Source organism: Mycobacteriales bacterium, assembly GCA_035995165.1.
In the GTDB taxonomy this organism is placed as follows: Bacteria; Actinomycetota; Actinomycetes; order Mycobacteriales; family CADCTP01; genus CADCTP01.
In genome coordinates this window covers 1-17206 of the sequence record DASYKU010000120.1, presented here as the reverse complement: position 1 = coordinate 17206, position 17206 = coordinate 1, and the positions used below count along the sequence as shown (strand labels likewise).

General features: G+C 73.8%; 16 protein-coding genes, 1 tRNA gene and 1 pseudogene. 7 read left to right on the top strand and 11 right to left on the bottom strand.

Translation table 11 applies throughout. The features are described from left to right. The 5 genes from VGP36_19995 to VGP36_19975 are packed head-to-tail and all read right to left on the bottom strand — an operon-like array spanning position 1 to position 5838. Positions 1 to 1461 carry a penicillin-binding protein 2 gene (locus VGP36_19995; GenBank protein ID HEV7656994.1) on the bottom strand — a complete coding sequence of 487 codons (1461 nt, stop codon included), beginning with the start codon at positions 1459 to 1461 and terminating at the stop codon, positions 1 to 3. Next, the gene (locus tag VGP36_19990; protein ID HEV7656993.1) at positions 1458 to 2882 is read right to left on the bottom strand and encodes an FtsW/RodA/SpoVE family cell cycle protein; all 1425 of its coding nucleotides are present in this window, start codon (positions 2880 to 2882) and stop codon (positions 1458 to 1460) included. The genes VGP36_19995 and VGP36_19990 overlap by 4 nt, the downstream gene beginning before the upstream one ends. Then, entirely contained in the window at positions 2879 to 4222 is a 1344-nt protein-coding gene (locus VGP36_19985) for a PP2C family serine/threonine-protein phosphatase (GenBank protein ID HEV7656992.1), read from the bottom strand. Before VGP36_19985 ends, VGP36_19990 begins: the two co-directional genes overlap by 4 nt. A gap of 28 nt (positions 4223 to 4250) precedes the next feature. Next, positions 4251 to 4721: an FHA domain-containing protein gene (locus VGP36_19980; GenBank protein ID HEV7656991.1), complete on the bottom strand. Its 471-nt coding sequence runs from the start codon at positions 4719 to 4721 to the stop codon at positions 4251 to 4253. 19 nt (positions 4722 to 4740) lie between these two features. Further along, positions 4741 to 5838, bottom strand: a complete 1098-nt coding sequence (locus VGP36_19975) for an FhaA domain-containing protein (protein HEV7656990.1) — start codon at positions 5836 to 5838, stop codon at positions 4741 to 4743. A 121-nt stretch (positions 5839 to 5959) separates the two neighbouring features. On the opposite strand from VGP36_19975, the gene VGP36_19970 reads away from it, so the two are divergent. The 4 genes from VGP36_19970 (at position 5960) to VGP36_19955 (ending at position 9064) form a co-directional block, all read left to right on the top strand. Continuing rightward, positions 5960 to 6042 (top strand) — tRNA-Leu (locus tag VGP36_19970). Between the two features lie 672 nt (positions 6043 to 6714). Continuing rightward, positions 6715 to 7389 carry a CoA transferase gene (locus tag VGP36_19965; GenBank protein ID HEV7656989.1) on the top strand — a complete coding sequence of 225 codons (675 nt, stop codon included), beginning with the start codon at positions 6715 to 6717 and terminating at the stop codon, positions 7387 to 7389. A gap of 80 nt (positions 7390 to 7469) precedes the next feature. Further along, complete coding sequence (locus VGP36_19960; GenBank protein ID HEV7656988.1) at positions 7470 to 7838, top strand: YciI family protein; 369 nt, start codon at positions 7470 to 7472, stop codon at positions 7836 to 7838. Then, positions 7835 to 9064 (top strand): sigma-70 family RNA polymerase sigma factor, encoded by a 1230-nt coding sequence (locus VGP36_19955; GenBank protein HEV7656987.1) that lies wholly within the window; start codon positions 7835 to 7837, stop codon positions 9062 to 9064. The genes VGP36_19960 and VGP36_19955 overlap by 4 nt, the downstream gene beginning before the upstream one ends. Positions 9065 to 9229: 165 nt before the next feature. On the opposite strand, the gene VGP36_19950 is transcribed toward VGP36_19955, so the two are convergent. Next, on the bottom strand, positions 9230 to 9979 hold the full coding sequence (locus tag VGP36_19950) for a CARDB domain-containing protein (protein ID HEV7656986.1): 750 nt from the start codon (positions 9977 to 9979) through the stop codon (positions 9230 to 9232). A 98-nt stretch (positions 9980 to 10077) separates the two neighbouring features. Then, complete coding sequence (locus tag VGP36_19945; protein HEV7656985.1) at positions 10078 to 10929, bottom strand: thioesterase family protein; 852 nt, start codon at positions 10927 to 10929, stop codon at positions 10078 to 10080. Positions 10930 to 10955: 26 nt separating this feature from the next. Between VGP36_19945 and VGP36_19940 the strand changes: the two genes are divergently transcribed. Next, positions 10956 to 11606, top strand: coding sequence for an HAD family phosphatase (locus VGP36_19940; protein HEV7656984.1), 651 nt, complete (start codon positions 10956 to 10958; stop codon positions 11604 to 11606). A gap of 36 nt (positions 11607 to 11642) precedes the next feature. On the opposite strand, the gene VGP36_19935 is transcribed toward VGP36_19940, so the two are convergent. From VGP36_19935 to VGP36_19920, 4 genes and pseudogenes are all read right to left on the bottom strand, one after another. Then, positions 11643 to 12728, bottom strand: coding sequence for a DUF4037 domain-containing protein (locus tag VGP36_19935; protein ID HEV7656983.1), 1086 nt, complete (start codon positions 12726 to 12728; stop codon positions 11643 to 11645). A gap of 36 nt (positions 12729 to 12764) precedes the next feature. Continuing rightward, positions 12765 to 13019: pseudogene (locus tag VGP36_19930) on the bottom strand (DUF4232 domain-containing protein). 76 nt (positions 13020 to 13095) lie between these two features. Further along, entirely contained in the window at positions 13096 to 13728 is a 633-nt protein-coding gene (locus VGP36_19925) for a DUF4232 domain-containing protein (GenBank protein HEV7656982.1), read from the bottom strand. Positions 13729 to 13813: 85 nt separating this feature from the next. Continuing rightward, the gene (locus tag VGP36_19920; protein HEV7656981.1) at positions 13814 to 13963 is read right to left on the bottom strand and encodes a hypothetical protein; all 150 of its coding nucleotides are present in this window, start codon (positions 13961 to 13963) and stop codon (positions 13814 to 13816) included. An 81-nt stretch (positions 13964 to 14044) separates the two neighbouring features. On the opposite strand from VGP36_19920, the gene lon reads away from it, so the two are divergent. Both lon and VGP36_19910 read left to right on the top strand, forming a co-directional pair. Continuing rightward, on the top strand, positions 14045 to 16399 hold the full coding sequence (lon, locus tag VGP36_19915) for an endopeptidase La (GenBank protein ID HEV7656980.1): 2355 nt from the start codon (positions 14045 to 14047) through the stop codon (positions 16397 to 16399). A 133-nt stretch (positions 16400 to 16532) separates the two neighbouring features. After that, positions 16533 to 17206, top strand: a 674-nt coding sequence (locus VGP36_19910; GenBank protein ID HEV7656979.1) for an NAD(P)-binding protein, incomplete at its 3' end; no start/stop codon positions are given.

Here is a 17206-nt window from a genome sequence, read left to right as displayed (position 1 = left end):
TCACCCGCCCCCCGCACCCAGCACGGCCTGCATGACCTGCTTGGCGATCGGCGCGGCGGCCTCGCCGCCGGTGGTCTCGCTGCCGGAGTTGCCGCCGTTCTCGATGATCACCGAGACCGCGACCTGCTTGCCGGCGTTCTTGGCGAAGCCGATGAACCAGGCGTGCGGGGCGGCGTCGGGCGCGTTCTCCGCGGTGCCGGTCTTGCCGGCCACGTCGATGCCCGGGATCCGGGCCGACCTGCCGGTGCCGTTCTGCACGACGCTGCGCATCATCTGGGTGAGCTGGCCGGCGATCTGCGGCGTCACCGCGGTCGAGAGCTGCTCCGGCTTGGTCTGGTCCAGCACGGTCAGGTCCGGCGCCTGCACCTCCGAGATCAGGTACGGCGTCATGAGCACGCCGTCGTTGGACACCGCCGCGGCGATCTCCGCCGCCTGCAGCGGGGTCAGCGCGACGTCCCGCTGCCCGATCGAGGTCTGGGCCAGCGCCGGGGTGTCCGGGATGTCGCCGAGCGAGCTCGGCGAGACCCGCATCGGGACCTGCAGCGCGTCGCCGGTGCCGATCCCGAAGCCGGCCGCGGCCCGGCGGATCTCCGACTCGCCCAGGTCGACGCCCAGCTTCGCGAACGCGGTGTTGTACGAGTTGGTCAGCGCCGTCTGCATGGTGACCTTGCTCGCCCCGCAGCTCTCGCCGCCGAAGTTCTTCAGCCCGCGGCTCGTCCCCGGCGGCGTGTAGACCGTCGGGCAGTCGATCTGGGTGTCCGGCGTCCGCCCGTTGGCCAGCGCCGCGGCCGCGACCACGACCTTGAACGCCGACCCGGGCGGGTACCGCTCGTTGATCGCCCGGTTGATCAGCGGGTCGGACGCGTCCGCGGCCAGCTTGTTGTACTGGGCCCGGATGGTGTCCGGGTCGTGCGAGGAGATCGGGTTCGGGTCGTACGAGGGGCTGCTGGCCATGGCCAGGATCGCGCCGGTGGTCGGGTCCATCGCGACCACCGCCCCGCGCCGGTTGCCGAGCCCGGCCACCGCGGCCTGCTGGGCCTTGCTGTTCAGCGTCAGCACCACGTTGCCGCCGCGCGGGTCGCGCCCGGTGAGCAGGGCGGACAGGCGCTGGGTGAACAGCCGGTTGTCGCTGCCGGACAGGAAGCCGTTCTCGGACTGCTCGATGCCGGTGGCGCCGTAGATCAGCGAGTAGAAGCCGGTGACCGGCGCGTACGTCCCCTTGCCGGGGTAGCGGCGCAGGTAGCGCAGCTTGTCGTTGGTGGAGACCGACTCGGCCACCGGGGAGCCGTCGACGACGATCGTGCCGCGCTGCCGTTCGTATTCGTCGAGCAGGACGCGGGTGTTGCCGGGGTCGGAGCGCAGCTTGTCGCCCTCGAACACCTGCACGTAGTTGGCGTTGGCGATGAGCAGGCCGAAGAGCACCAGCATCGCCAGCGCGACCCGCCGGACCGGCCGGTTCACCGGACCACCTCGGTCATCGCGTCGGCCAGCGGGGGTTGCCGGGTCGGGGTCACCGGCGGCCGGCGGGCCGCGTCGGAGATCCGCAGCAGCAGCGCGACCAGGGCGAAGTTCGCCACCAGCGACGAGCCGCCGTAGGACAGGAACGGCGTGGTCAGGCCGGTCAGCGGGATCAGCTTGGTCACGCCGCCGACGACGATGAAGACCTGGAAGGCGAGCGTGAAGGCCAGGCCCGAGGCGAGCAGCTTGCCGAAGGAGTCCCGCACGGTCAGCGCGGTCCGGAAGCCGCGGCTGACGATCAGCGCGTAGATCACCAGCAGCGCGACCAGGCCGACCAGGCCGAGCTCCTCGCCGACGGTGGCGACGATGAAGTCGGTCTTCGCGAACGGCACGGTCTCCGGCCGGCCGCCGCCGAGGCCGGTGCCGAACAGCCCGCCGGTGCCGAGCCCGAACAGCGACTGCACGATCTGGTAGCCCTGGTCGTCCCGGAAGTCGAAGGGCCGCAGCCAGACCTCGACCCGCTCCTGCACGTGCGCGAAGGCGAAGTACGCCGCGTACGCCCCGACCAGGAACAGGCCCAGGCCGATGAGCAGCCAGGACGTCCGCTCGGTGGCCACGTAGACCTGCACGATGAAGATGCCGAAGAACAGCAGCGAGGTGCCGAGGTCCTTCTCGCCGACCAGCACGAGCAGCGAGGCGCCCCAGGCCACCAGGATCGGGCCGAGGTCGCGGCCGCGGGGCAGGTCGATGCCGAGGACCCGGCGGCTGGCCAGCGACAGCACGTCCCGTTTCTGGACCAGGAACGCGGCGAAGAAGACCATCAACGCCAGCTTCGCGAATTCGCCCGGCTGGATGGAGAAGCCGGCCACCCGGATCCAGATCTTCGCGCCGTTGACCTCGGAGAACCGGCCCGGCAGCACCGCCGGCAGGGCCAGGAAGGCCAGCCCGGCCGCGGCCAGCGTGTACGCGTAGCGGGCCAGCGCCCGGTGGTCACGCACGATCATCAGCACCGCGACGAACAACGCCAGCCCGATCAGCGTCCAGACGACCTGGACCTCGGCGTCCCCGGACGGGATCGGCCGGCCGTCCTGCTGCGCGTCGGCCACCTCGGCCAGGTCCAGCCGCCGGATCAGCACCAGGCCCAGCCCGTTGAGCAGGGCGACGGCCGGCAGGATCAGCGGGTCCGCGTACGGCGCGAGCCAGCGCACGGCCAGGTGCGCGACCGCGTAGATCAACGCGAAGCCGGCCCCGTACGTCCAGACCGCGGTGCTGACGGTGTCGTTGAAGGTCGCGTCGACCACCGCGTCGGCGGCGATCACGAGGATCACGGCGAACGCCAGCAGCGCCAGCTCGGTGCCCCGCCGTCGGGGCACCGGCCTGGTCTCGCCGGCGGTCCCGGCGGTGGCGGCGGGAGGAGCGGTCAAGGCAGCCGGCACCCCTCGTCGCCCGGCGCCTCGGTCCCGGACGGGTTCGCCGCGCTACTCGGGGCGGTCGGGGTCGCGGGGGTCGGCGACGGTGTCCGCCCCGGGGTCGGCTTGGTGGCGGGCTTCGTCGGGGACGGCGTCGGGCTCGGGGTGGGGGTCGGGCACAGCGGCTTCTGCTGCATGTTCAGCCGGGCGATGATCTGCTCGGCCTGGGCCCGGTTGTCGGCCGGGATGCCGTCCTGCACCTGCCGGCGGGCGACCTGGACCAGGTCGTCCAGCTTCATCGGGTTGGTGTCGACGACCGAGAAGAGGTGGACCGGGCCGACCGAGGAGTTCACGCCCCGGTAGACGGCGACCTGGTCGCCCTCGGCGCCGACGAAGTATTGAGCCTGGGTCCAGGTCCACAGCCCGTAGCCGCCACCGACGACCACGACCAGCAGCGCGAACAGCCCGAGGGCCAGCCGCAGCCGGCGCGGCCGGGCCGGGCGGTCCGGGACGGTGTCCTCCGGCCCCGGGCGCGAGTTCAGGGTGGCCGCGCGGGAGGCCGGGCTGGTGCGGTCCGGCTCGCGCTGGCCGCGGTTGCCGCCGACCGCTCCGTCCATCACCGGGGCGTCGTCCCCGTACGGCACGTCGATGACGTCGGCGACGATGCAGGTCACGTTGTCCGGGCCGCCCGCGCGCAGGGCCAGCTCGACCAGCCGGTCGGCCGACTCGTGCGGGTCCGGCAGCTGCAGGGCCTCCAGCAGCGTGTCCGGGGAGACCACGTCGGACAGCCCGTCGCTGCAGAGCAGGTAGCGGTCGCCGATCCGGGCCTCCCGGATCGAGAGGTCCGGCTCGACCTCGGCGCCGTTGAGCGCGTGCAGGATCAGCGACCGCTGCGGGTGCGAGCTGGCCTCCTCCGCGGTCAGCCGGCCCTCGTCGATCAGCGCCTGCACGAACGTGTCGTCGTGGGTGATCTGGGTCAGCTGCCCGCCCCGGACCAGGTACGCCCGGGAGTCGCCGACGTGCACCAGCCCGACCCGGGAGCCGGCGAACAGCAGCGCGGTGAGCGTCGTGCCCATGCCGTCGAGGTTCGAGTCCTGCTCGACCATCGCGCGCAGGTTGTTGTTCGCGGCCGCGGTGGCGTCCCGCAGGGTCGAGATGAGGTCGTCGAACGGCCGGTCCTCGTCCAGGTGCGCGAGCGTGGAGATGACGACGTTGCTGGCCACCTCGCCCGCGGCGTGGCCGCCCATGCCGTCGGCAAGGGCCAGCAGCCGAGGCCCGGCGTACACCGAGTCCTCGTTGTTGGTGCGCATGAGTCCGCGGTCCGAGCGGACCGCGTACCGAAGGGCCACGGTCACCGGGCGGAACCTGGTCCGGGGGGAGCGTTCATGACCTCAACTCGAGAACCGTCTTACCGATCCGGATGGGGACTCCGGGCGGGATCAGCGTCGGGCCGGTGACCTTCGTACGGTCGAGGTAGGTGCCGTTGGTGGAGCCGAGATCCTCGACGTACCAGTCGCCGTCCCGGCTGACGAGCCTCGCGTGCCGGGTGCTCGCATAGTCGTCGGTGAGCACCAGGGTCGAGTCGTTGGCCCGGCCGATCATGATGGGCTGCTCGCCGAGCGTGATTCGGGTGCCGGCCAGGCCACCCTCGGTGACGAGCAGGTTGGTGAGGGCCTTCCCCCTTCGCTTCGGCTTCGGCCGCGTCGAGGCGGTCGGACGGGTGGGCATGGTCGATCGGGTCGCACCGGCCCCCGCCAGGTCCGCCCGGACGACGCGCAGCGTAGCGAAGATGAAGATCCACAGCAGCGCCAGGAACCCGAACCGGAGGATCTGGACGACGATCGGCGCATTCACGGAGTGTGACCCTCTCAGGTCACGCCGGCTCTTGCCGGTAGACGAGGACGGTGTGACCCAGTCGGACTACGTCACCGTGCTGCAGCTGCCAGCTCTGCGCCCGGTGACCGTTCACCGTGGTGCCGTTGGTCGAGCCGAGATCGTGCAGCACCGCGCCGTTGCCGTCGAAGCGGATGTCGATGTGCCGGCGGGACACGCCGGTGTCGGGCAGCCGCAGGTCCGCGTCCTGACCCCGGCCGATCACGTTGCTGCCGACGTGCAGCTCCATCCACTGCTGGCTGCCGTCGACGGTCAGCAGGTGTCGCAGCCGCTGCTGCTGCTGGTACGCCGGCGGCGGGACCGTGGCCGGCGGCGCGTAGCCGTTGGCCGGCTGCTGGTAGCCGTCCGCACCCTGGTACTGGTCGCCGCGCTCGTACGGGTCGCCGTAGCCGGGCTGCTGCTGGCCGTATCCCGGCTGCTGGCCGTAGCCACCCTCGCCGTACGCCGGGTCGGGCTGCTGGCCGTAACCCTGGTCCGGCTGGCCGTAGCCCGGCTCGGGCTGGCCGTAGCCCTGGTCCCGGTTGCCGCCGCCGTCGTACCCCTGCCCCTGGTCGCCGCCGTACCCACCGCCGTAGCCGCCGCCCTGGGCGCTCGAGGCCGCGAAGCCCGGCACCACCCCGCCGGCCCCGCCACCTGCCGGCGCCGGACCGCCGGCCGGGACGGCCGGCATCGACAGCGAGTTGTACGGGCGGCGGCGCGGACCCGCGTTCGGGTCGACGCTGCTGGTCACGTTGAACATGCCGGTCCCCAGCTCCTCGTTGCGCGACAACGTCACCTCGATGTCCCCGAACGTCGACCAGCCCTCGTCGTCCACGTGCTCCTGCACCATCTCGGCGAGGGTGTTGGTCAGTTGGGTCTCCCAGGGCGCCAACCGGTCATGGTCGGTCGGGCCCAACTCGACCACATAGCGGTTCGGCACCAGAACCCGGTCCTGACCGACGATGGCCCGGCGCGCCTCAGCTTCCCGCTGCAGCGCCTTGGCCACCTCGACCGGCTCCACCTGACCCTTGAAGAGGCGCGCGAAGGCCGTGCCCACAGCACCTTCGAGGCGCCGCTCGAAGCGTTGCAGCACACCCACCGACTTCCTCCTCGCCACGACTGCCCGACGATGGTATCTGCGAAGGGCCTACCCCATATCCCGACGGGGGAATGACGGTCGAGGAGGCCCCGGTGTTGCGTGCTATCCTCGCCCGGCCGCTGGGCGAGTGGCGGAATGGCAGACGCGCACGGTTCAGGTCCGTGTGTCCGTAAGGACGTGGGGGTTCAACTCCCCCCTCGCCCACACGACGCTCCTGGTGACCCCTGTCCGCGTAGTGCGCGGACCGGGGTCGCTTCATGTTGCCGCGGGGCCGAGCCCCGCGTGCCCACGGTGCGGTGGAGACTCGGGTTTGTGACTGCGGCTCCTCTGGGTCCTTCGGTTCCTCCGGGCTCTTCGGTTCCTCCGGCTCCCTTGGTTCCTCCGGGTTCTTCGGTTCCTCCGGCTCCCTTGGTTGCTCGGTTGCCGGTGGGGTGGTTGGCGTATCGGGCGGTTCGCTTCGCTGCGCTCGCTGGTGGGGACTCCTCTCCTGATCCAGTGCGGGTGGCTACTGCTTACACGTCTGAGCGGCACCTTCGTATTGACGGTGCTTCTCCGGGGGTGTGGGGGGAGCTGTCGGGATTCTGGGAGACGGGGTCCGGGTGGGTGCGGACGCATGCGAACTATCCGCATCACGCTGCTCGGCTTGGTGAGGCGCTGGGGATCTCTGGGTCGGGGGAGTCGCTTCGGCTTCGCCTTGCTGGGTTGTCGGCTGTGGAGGCGGAGGACCTGATCGTCTCGGCGGGGGGCGTTGCTGCGGCGGTTCGTACGGAGGAGGAGTGGGCGGCGCATCCGCAGGGGTCGGTGGTGGGGTCGTTGCCGTTGCTTGTGGTCGGTCGGCGGTCGGAGGGGGCGGCTCGGGAGGTGGCGGGGGTTCGGGTGTTGGACCTCACTCGGGTGATCGCGGGGCCGGTGGCGACCCGGACGCTGGCCTTGTGGGGGGCCGACGTGTTGCGGGTGGATCCGCCGGGGCTGCCGGAGATCGAGTGGCAGCACCTGGACGGTGGGGCGGGGAAGCGGAGCTGTCTGCTCGACGTGCGGTCCGCGCGGTTCGCGGAGCTTCTGTCGCAGGCCGACGTGCTGGTGCATGGATACCGGCCGGGGGCGTTGCCGGTGGACGACATGATCGCGGCCAATCCGGCGCTGGTCGTCGCGTCCCTGTCGGCGTGGGGTTCCGTGGGGCCGTGGGCGGGGCGGCGCGGGTTCGACTCGATCGTGCAGGCGGCGAGTGGGATCGCGATGGTGGAGTCGAAGGACGGGGCCCGGCCCGGTGCCCTGCCGGCCCAGGCGCTGGACCACAGTGCCGGGTACCTCCTGGCCGGAGCCGTCGCGACGGCGCTCGGGCAGGGTGGCGGGTGGTCGGTGGCGACCTCGCTGGCCCGGGTCGCGCACGAGTTGCTGACGGCGGACCGGTCGGTGCAGCCGGACAGCGGGGAGTTCGAGGCGACGACGGTGACGCACGGGGCGCTGACGTACGCGCGGCCGGCGTTGCACGCGGACGACTTCCGGCATCCGCCCCGGCCGTGGGGGCAGGACCCGCCAGAATTTCCCTGAGCCGGGTGTCCTCCCGGCCCGGACCCGTTCGTCCTCTGCACGAACGCGGCCGCCCGGCCGCCGACGGAAGGCTTCCGACCATGGCTCTCTACGCGGCGCTGCTCTACTACCCGGCCGACCACTACTGGACCACGCCGGAGGAGATCGTCCACGCCCCCGAGTACGACCAGTTCGGCAAGGAGGCCGCCGAGGCCGGCGTCCTGCGCGGCGGCCAGCCCCTGCACGCGGCCACCATGGCCACCACGATCACGGTCGCCGGCGGGGCCGGCGGCGACGTCGTCACCACCGACGGGCCGTACGCGGAGACCGCCGAGGTGCTCGGCGGCGTCTACTTCCTCGAGGCCGCCGACCTCGACGAGGCGCTGCGCTGGGCCGCCAAGATCCCGGCCGCCTGGCACGGCAAGGTCGAGCTGCGTCCCGTCGTGGACCTGGACCAGCCCGGCGCGTGAACGCCGAGGACCGGCTGACCGAGACGGTCCGGGTCGAGGGTCGCCGCCTGCTGGCGACCCTCGTCCGGACCCTGGGCAGCCTGCAGCTCGCCGAGGACGCGGTCCAGGACGCGGTGCTCGCCGCGCTCGCGTCCTGGCCCCGGACCGGCGTGCCGGACGACCCGCGGGCCTGGCTGACCGTGACCGCCCGGCGCAAGGCGTACGACGTGCTGCGCCGGGAAGCGGTCCGGCCGGCCAAGGAGGGCGCCGCCAGCCGGGAGCTGGTCGCCGAGGAGGTGGTCCCGATGGAGCCGGAGAGCGCCGTCCGGGACGACCTGCTGCGGCTGGTCTTCACCTGCTGCCACCCCGCGCTGGCCCGGGAGGCGCAGGTCGCGCTGGCGCTGCGGACGCTGGCCGGGCTGGACGTGGCCGCCATCGCGCGGGCGTTCCTGGTGCCGGAGGCGACGATGGCCAAGCGGCTGGTCCGGGCCCGGCAGAAGATCGCCACCGCGCACATCCCGTACCGGCTGCCGTCCGACGCCGAGCTGCCCGAGCGGCTGCCCTCGGTGCTGGCCGTCGTCCACCTCATCGCCACCGAGGGGTACGCGCCCAGCAGCGGCGACGGCGTCGTCCGGGTCGACCTGGAGGTGGAGGCGATCCGGCTGGCCCGGCTGGTCGCCGAGCTGATGCCGGGCGAGCCCGAGGTGCTCGCGCTGCTGGCGCTGCTGCTGCTGTCCGCCGGGCGGCGGCCGGCCCGGGTCGACGCCGCCGGCGACCCGGTGCTGCTGGCCGAGCAGGACCGGTCCCGCTGGGACGCGGCCGCGATCCGGGAGGGGGCCGGGCTGCTGGCCGAGGCGGTCCGGCGCTCGGGCGGCGTGGCCGGGCCGTACCAGCTGCAGGCCCACCTGGCCGCCTGCCACTCCACCGCCCCGAGCTGGGCCGACACCGACTGGTACCGCATCGTCGACCTGTACGACCTGGTTCTCACGCTCGGCCCCAACCCGGCCGTCGCGCTCAACCGGGCCGTCGCCGTCGGGCACCGCGACGGGCCGGCGGCCGAGCTGGACGCGCTCGCCGCGATCGGCCGCCCGGCCCGTGGCCACCTGTGGCACGCCGCCCGGGCCGACGCGCTGACCCGGCTCGGCCGGTCGGCCGACGCGCGGGCCGAGCTGGAGTCGGCCGTGACGCTCGCCCCGACCGCCCCCGACCGCCGCCTTCTCACCCGCCGCCTCGCGGCGCTCGACTGAGCCCTCCGCGGCTGGTCCGCCGTCAGGGTCGCGGTGGACGGCTCGCCGCCCCGGCCCCCTGCTGAGCCGCTGTCAGGGTCGTGGTGGACGGCTCGCCGCCCCGGCCGCCCTGCTGAGCCGCCGCCGTGAGGGTCGCGGGTGGACCCGCCGCCCCGGCCGCGCCGGCTAGGCCACTGTCACGGTTGCCGTGGCGGTGTTGTTGTCGTTGTCGGTCTCGGGGATGCGGTCCAGGTCGTCGGCCCAGGCCTGCACGGTGTGCGTGCCGCTGGTCGCGGTCCAGGCGTTCCCGCCGTCGGCCGTGTACGTCCGCTGCTCGCCCGGCCCGAGCGGGTTGCTGTCGTTCGCCGACCAGGCCACCTTCGTGCCGTCGACGGAGAACGCGATCCCGTTCGTCACGGTCGGCGTGGGGTCGGTGCCGATGTTCTGGACCACCGCGGAGAACACGACCGGCTGCCCGGCGCCCGGCGGCTGCGGCGACCAGCCGATCGACACGACGACCAGGTCCGGACCGGCCGCCGCCAGCCGGGGCGCGGCCGTCGGGTCCGGCGTCGGCGTCGTCGCGTCCACGGTCGCCGTCGGGCTCGGGTCCGGTGCGGGCGGCGAAACCGCGTCGGTCGGGGCGGTCGTCGTCGGGGCCGGCGTGCTCGGCGTCGCGCTGGGGGACGCGGTCGGTGCCGCCGAGGCCAGCGTCCCGGCCCGCGGCAGCGCCGCGGCCGCCTTGGTCGGGTCCGATCCCGCGGCCCCGTCGTGGGTCGGCATCGGCTCCCCGGCCGAGGCCGCCGTCCGCAGCGCGTCCGGACCGGTCGCCGCGGTCGATTTCGTCCAGACCAGCGGGATCAGCACCGGGACCGTCGCCAGCAGCACGACCACCAGGCCGAGCAGCAGGTGCATACGGTTCGGGCGGAGCCGGCTCACACAGTCCCTCGGATGGCAATCAACGGTCGACGGGCCTTACTGATCGGGACACTGTGCCATACCAGGGCGTTCGGGTCAGCCACCAGGAGCGTGATGTCTCAGGATTGGGGTAGTCGCAGCGCTGCGAGCTGGGTGGCCGAGCCGACCAGCGCCCCGGTCGAGTCCCAGGCGTCGCAGTCCTCGTCGACCCGCCCGCCCGCGACCAGCCGGGCCCGCTGCCGGACCCGCAGCGGCCCGTCCGCCGGCAGCGCGCGCAGGTACGCCGTGAACACCATCGTCGGCACCCACGACCCCAGCAGGCCCAGGTCGAAGGTCGCCGGCGGCAGCGTGTCCAGCGCCACCAGCAGCGCGTACGGATCGGGCCGGGCGGGGGAGATCCGGACGTAGCCGCGGATCTCGCCGGCCATCGCCGGCTGCCCGGTCGCGAACCCGGCCGTGGCCGGGTCGGACCGCACCTCCACCTCGCCGAACATCGGCACCGGGAACCGCGGGTCCGCCACCGGCGCCGGCACGCAGTCGGCCTCGGCGGGCATGTCCGGCACCGGCACGTCCGACCAGTACGGCGGGGCCGCGGGCGCCAGCCTGCCGCAGGTGACGAGCGCCTCCACGCAGCGCCTGCCGCCGGCGAACAACGTCGCCCGGGTCTGGGTCGCGCTCCGCCCGTGCCGCAGCACCTCGACCGCGACCTCGGCCGGCCCGGAGTCCGGCGCGGCCAGGTAGTGCGCGCTCACCGCGGCCGGGTGCGGCAGCTCGACAGTTTCTTGGTCGTTCCGCCGGTCGGCAGGCCCCGCGATCGCGCCGTGCGCGGCCTCGGCCACCGCCGCCCGGGCCAGCACCGCGATGAGGTAGCCGCCGTTCGGCTTGGTGCCGATCGCCCAGGCCGGGTCGAGCATCGCGCCGTACCGGCCGCCGCCGAGGGGTTCGACCGCGCTCGCCTTCGCCAGCTCCACACCGGGGACGGTAGAGGATGACCGGCATGGACCCGGCGGCGATCGTCTTCGACCTCGACGGCGTGCTGGTGGACTCGGAACAGGTCTGGGACTCCGTCCGGCAGGCGCTGGTCGCCGAGCGCGGCGGGCACTGGACCGACGAGGCCACCACCGCGATGCAGGGCATGAGCACCCCGGAGTGGGCGGCGTACCTGGGCACGCTGGGCGCCCGTGGCACCCCGGAGCAGCTGGCCGCCGCGGTGATCGAGCGGATGGCCGGGCGCTACCGCGAGCACGTGCCGCTGCTGCCGGGCGCGGTCGACGCGGTCCGGGCGCTGGCCGGCCGGTGGCCGCTGGCGGTGGCCAGCTCGTCGCCGCCGGACCTGATCCGGGTGGTGCTGGACGCCGCCGGGGTCGCCGACCGGTTCCGGGTCACGGTGTCCAGCGAGGAGGTGAACCGGGGCAAACCGGCGCCGGACGTCTACCTGGCCGCGGCCCAGCGGCTCGGGGTCGACCCGGCCGGCTGCGTCGCGGTCGAGGACTCCAGCAACGGGCTGCGGGCCGCGGCGGCGGCCGGGATGACCGTAGTCGCGGTGCCGAACCCGCACTTCCCGCCGCCGGCCGACGCGCTGGCGCTGGCCGCGGCGACCGTCCGCACCCCGGCCGAGCTCACCCCGGAGCTGATCGCCGCGCTGTAGCGGCTCAGGAGCCGCGGGCTGCCCGGCGGTGGCCGGTCAGCTGTAGAAGCGGCGGACCACCGGGCGCAGCTCCGGCGCCTTGAGGTCGGTGCTGTCGCTCCACTGGTCCACGCCGCCGATCAGCTTGCGCCCGGTGAGGTGCCGTACGGCGGGGTCGGTCACCGCCGCGACCAGCGCGTCGGCCGCCTGCTCGGCGTTCACCACCCAGAACGGCCGGCTGAAGAACAGGTGCGGCCGCGGGTCGACGGGCTCGGCCAGGCCGAGCTCGTTCTGCCGCCGCAGCAGCAGGCCCGCGGCGGTCGCGTACGCGTCCTGGCGCTCCGGCCAGGTCTGCGCCGAGACCAGCTCGCCCAGCAGCGGGCCGAGCTCGGCCGCCGCCTCCAGCTGCCCGAACGCGGTGCCGAACCACTTCGGGTACGGCGCGTACCGCCGCTCCAGCAGGAACCCGAGCGTCATCACGTCCCGGGCCAGCCGGCCGCCGATCAGCGCCGAGCCCAGCTCGTCGCCGGCGTGCCCGGCCCGGCCCATCAGGTGCTGCTCCTGGCCCAGCCGGGCCCAGCCGGCGGCCAGCAGGTAGCGCCAGACGTCGCGCGGGTACCAGCCCAGCCGGTTGCGCAGCGCGGTCAGCTCACCGACGCCGTCGTGGTGCACCGGCCCGGCCGTGATCGTCAGCAGCTGCTGGCCCGGGAACGACAGCCAGTCCGCCGGCGCGAGCTCGCCGGCCGGGTCCCAGTTGAGCTGCTGGCGGACGAGCTCCCGCAGCGTCGTGGTGAAGACCCGGTTCTCCTCGCCCCCGGGGGCCATCGCGGCCACCCCCGGGTCGGCCGGGTTCGGCCGGAAGCCGGTCGGGTGGCCGAGGAAGGCCGGCGGCAGCCGCTCGGCCAGCAGCGCCCGGATCGCCGGCGCCCGCCCGGCGTCGGCCTCGGGCAGGACGAGCGTCACCCGCGGGCCCCATTCGTGGTCCCGGGACATCGCGGTGTCGTAGCCGAGCACGTCGGAGCCGTTGCCGAGGTGGCCGGCCGCGTACGGCAGGCCCGGGAACGCCTCGTCCAGCAGCGGGCGTACGACCTCGCGGTAGAAGCGGCGACCCAGCTCCGCGCCGGGGACGAACGGCGTGCCCACCCGGGAAACCGTACGCACCGCCGCGCAGGTTGTTGATCAGCGGGTCAGCGAGTCACGCCGTACGGATAGCCGTCGATGCGGCCGCCGCAGACCTCCTCGAACGGCCAGGGCGACGACCAGCGGGTCGGTCTCGTCCGGCGGGATGATCTCCGCGTACGCCGGCGTCGGGCACGGATCGGTCGACGGGACCACCGTCCAGTGGATCGTGCGGGCCACCCGGCCGCCCGGGGTGAGCCGGATCAGGGTCGGCTTCCGGCCGGTGTCGCGGGTCAGCGTGATCGGCAGCCGGTGCTTGGCCGCGTCCGGCCGGAGTGGTTGCCGGGCACCAGCGCGACCGCGCCGGCCGTCGCGAGCAGGACCCGGGTCCTCACGACGCCACCACCGACGTGTGCTGGTACGCCCGGCCCTGGATGTCGTCGCAGACCGGCCCGTACGGCCACGTCACGACGTGGTTGTCGGTCTCGTCCGGCGGCGTGATCGCGGCCGAGGCCGGCGTCGGGCAGGCGCCGGTCCCGCTCGGCACCGCGCCGAACCGGAAGTCCTTGTACGCCTTGGCCCCCGGCGCGAGCCGCAGCAGCACCGGCGCCGGGGTGGCGTCCCGGGTCAGCGCGATCGACAGGGCCTTGCCCTGGGCGTCCTGCACCTGCAGGCCGCCGTACCCGAAGACGGTGCAGGTCCGCTTGCTGGTGTTGGTGAGGATCACGGTCCCCATCCGGCTGCCGGCGGCCGCGTCCTCCGGCCCGAACGCCAGGCTCACCTCGGAGGTGTGGCAGCGGTCGGTGGACGGCGTGCTCTGCTCGGGGGTGGTCGGCGCCGAGCGGGGGCTGGTGGAGTCCGGCGCCGTCGTCGGCGCGGCGGTGGTGGCGATCGAGGTCGGTGCCGAGGCGCTGGGCGCCCCGATCGTGATGCCGTCGTCCTTGCCGCCGCATGCGGCCAGCAGGAGCGCAGCGGCGGCGATCGGGAGTGCGTACCGGCCCGCTCGGCCCACGAAGCGTGTCACAACAAGATCCTTCCGTTCTTCAGTTGGTCCGACACCCGGTGCGATGCCCGCCCGGCCGGTCAGGTTGCCGTCAGCGGCCAGACCGTCAGCCGTTCGATCCGGGCATCCGGTTGTGCTGGAAGTAGAGGTGGTACGTCCCGTCGGGGAACACCAGCCCAGGATCGTTCATCCAGTTACGCCGCGGCGCGAAGTGAAATCCGGGCCGCCACCACGAGGTCACCGCCGCAGCCTGCACGCTCAGAGCGAACGCATGGAAGTTTCCGCCCCGGCCCGCGTTGAGTGCATCAGACTCAACCCAATCGAGGTGCGAAGACTCATGGCGAACCTGACACTCCCGGTGCTGCCGCTGACCGACGGCGTGCTGCTGCCGGGCATGGTCGTGCCGGTGGAGCTGGACTCCGAGGCGCAGGCCGCCGTCGACGCTGCCCGCACCGCGGGCTCGGCTGTCGGCGGGATACGTAGTGAGGCCCGGGTCCTGGTGGTCCCGCGGCTGGACGGCAAGTACGCGGCGATCGGCACGGTCGCGATCCTGGACCAGGTCGGCCGGCTGCCGACCGGCGAGCCGGGCGCGCTCCTGCGCGGCACGACCCGGGCCCGCGTCGGCCACGGCGTGACCGGCGCCGGTGCGGCCCTCTGGGTCGAGGCGACCCCGGTCGAGGCCGCCCCGGTCACCGAGAAGGCCCGCGAGCTGGCCACCGAGTACAAGACCGTGGTCGAGGCGATCCTGCAGGCGCGCGGCGCCTGGCAGCTCATCGACTCGGTCCGCAACATCTCCGACCCCGGCCAGCTGGCCGACACCTCCGGCTACGCGCCGTACCTGGACCTGGAGCAGAAGGCCCGGATCCTGGAGACGACCGACGTCGAGGAGCGGCTGACCCTGCTGCTGGAGTGGAGCCGCGCGCACCTGGCCGAGGCCGAGGTGACCGCGAAGATCCGCGACGACGTGCGCGAGTCGATGGACAAGACGCAGCGCGAGTTCCTGCTGCGGCAGCAGCTGGCCGCGATCCGCAAGGAGCTCGGCGAGGGCGGGGCCGAGGGCGAGGAGGACGACTACCGCACCCGGGTGGAGGCCGCCGACCTGCCCGAGAACGTGCGGACCGCGGCGCTGCGCGAGGTCGGCAAGCTGGAGCGGGCCAGCGACCAGTCCCCGGAGTCCGGCTGGATCCGGACCTGGCTGGACACGGTCCTGGACATCCCGTGGAACATCCGGACCGAGGACTCGACCGACGTCACGGCCGCCCGCGAGGTGCTGGACGCCGACCACTACGGCCTGTCCGACGTGAAGGACCGGATCGTGGAGCACCTGGCCGTCCGGGCCCGGCGCGCCTCCCGCGGCCTGGAGGTCGTCGGCGGGCGTGGCTCCGGTGCGGTGCTCGCGCTGGTCGGCCCGCCCGGTGTCGGCAAGACCTCGCTCGGCGAGTCCGTCGCGCGGGCGCTGGGTCGCAAGTTCGTCCGGGTGTCGCTCGGCGGCGTCCGGGACGAGGCCGAGATCCGCGGCCACCGGCGGACGTACGTCGGCGCGCTGCCGGGCCGGCTGGTCCGCGCGATCCGCGAGGCCGGCTCGATGAACCCGGTGATCCTGCTCGACGAGATCGACAAGGTCGGCTCGGACTACCGCGGCGACCCGTCCGCGGCCCTGCTCGAGGTGCTCGACCCGGCGCAGAACCACACGTTCCGCGACCACTACCTCGAGGTCGAGCTCGACCTGTCCGACGTGGTCTTCCTGGCCACGGCGAACGTCCGGGACACCATCCCGGGGCCGCTGCTGGACCGGATGGAGCTGGTCACGCTCGACGGCTACACCGAGCAGGAGAAGGTCGCGATCGCCCGCGACCACCTGCTGCCGCGGCTGCTGGACCGGGCCGGCCTGACAGCCGACGAGGTCACCGTGGCCGACGACGCGCTGCACCTGGTCGCCGGTGAGTACACGCACGAGGCCGGGGTCCGGCAGCTGGAGCGCTCGCTCGCGCGGGTGCTGCGGAAGGTGACGACCGCGCTGGCCACCGGGGAGCCGGGGCCGGTCACGGTCACGGCCGAGGCGCTGACCCGCTACCTGGGCCGGCCGCGGTTCACCCCGGAGTCGGCCGAGCGTACGGCGGTGCCGGGCGTGGCCACCGGGCTCGCGGTCACCGGCGCCGGCGGTGACGTGCTGTTCATCGAGGCGAACGCGGCGGCGGGCGAGGGCCTGGTGCTCACCGGCCAGCTCGGTGACGTCATGAAGGAGTCGGCGCAGATCGCGCTGTCCTACCTCAAGGCGAACGGGGCCCGGCTCGGGATCCCGGTCGAGGACCCGGAGGGCAAGCGGATCCACGTGCACGTGCCGGCCGGAGCCGTCCCCAAGGACGGTCCGTCCGCGGGCGTCACGATGACCACGGCCATCGCGTCGCTGCTGTCCGGGCGGCCGGTGCGGGCGGAGGTCGGCATGACCGGTGAGGTCTCGCTGACCGGTCGGGTGCTGCCGATCGGCGGGGTGAAGCAGAAGCTGCTCGCCGCCCACCGGGCCGGGCTGACCGAGGTGCTGATCCCCAAGCGCAACGAGCCGGACCTGGAGGACGTCCCGGCCGAGGTGCTCTCCGAGCTCACCGTGCACACGATGACCGACGTCGCCGACGTGCTCGCGCTCGCCCTGCAGCCGGCGTACGACTCCGTCACGGAGCCCGTCGCCGCCTGATCGCTGTCCCCGAGGCCCCGGCCCGCACCAGTTGCGGACCGGGGCCCTGGCCGTTCGGTCGGGATTGGGGTGGGGGCCTTCCCAATGGGCGGGCTGGGGTGTTGCCTGCGGGTAACCCGCGCGAGGAGGCTTCATGACCCAGACGCTGACCAGGACCGACCAGTGGCTCGCCGATTTCGGGACCGCGCTCGAGGACGGGGACACGGAGCGTGCGGCCGGGATGTTCGGCGAGCAGAGCTTCTGGCGGGACCTCATCGCGTTCAGCTGGAACATCGTCACGGTCGAGGGCCCGGCCGGGGTGAAGGAGCTGCTGGACGCGACGCTGGCGGCGGCCGGCCCGACCGGTTGGCATACGACCGAGGAGCCGTCCGAGGCCGACGGCGTCACCGAGGCCTGGATCGAGTTCGAGACCGCGGCCGGCCGGGGCAAGGGCCACCTGCGGCTGCGCGACGGCAAGGCCTTCACCCTCCTCACCACCCTGTACGAGCTGAAGGGTCACGAGGAGCCCGCCTTCGGCCGCCGCCCCAAGGGCGCCGAGCACGGCGCCAACCGGGACCGCCGGAGTTGGCTGGAGCAGCGCGAGCGGGAGGCGGCCGAGCTCGGCCACACCACCCAGCCGTACACGCTGATCGTCGGCGGCGGGCAGGGCGGCATCGCGCTCGGCGCGCGGCTGCGGCAGCTCGGCGTGCCCACGATCGTGGTCGACAAGCGGGGCCGGCCCGGCGACCAGTGGCGCAGCCGCTACAAGAGCCTCTGCCTGCACGACCCGGTCTGGTACGACCACCTGCCCTACATCAAGTTCCCGGA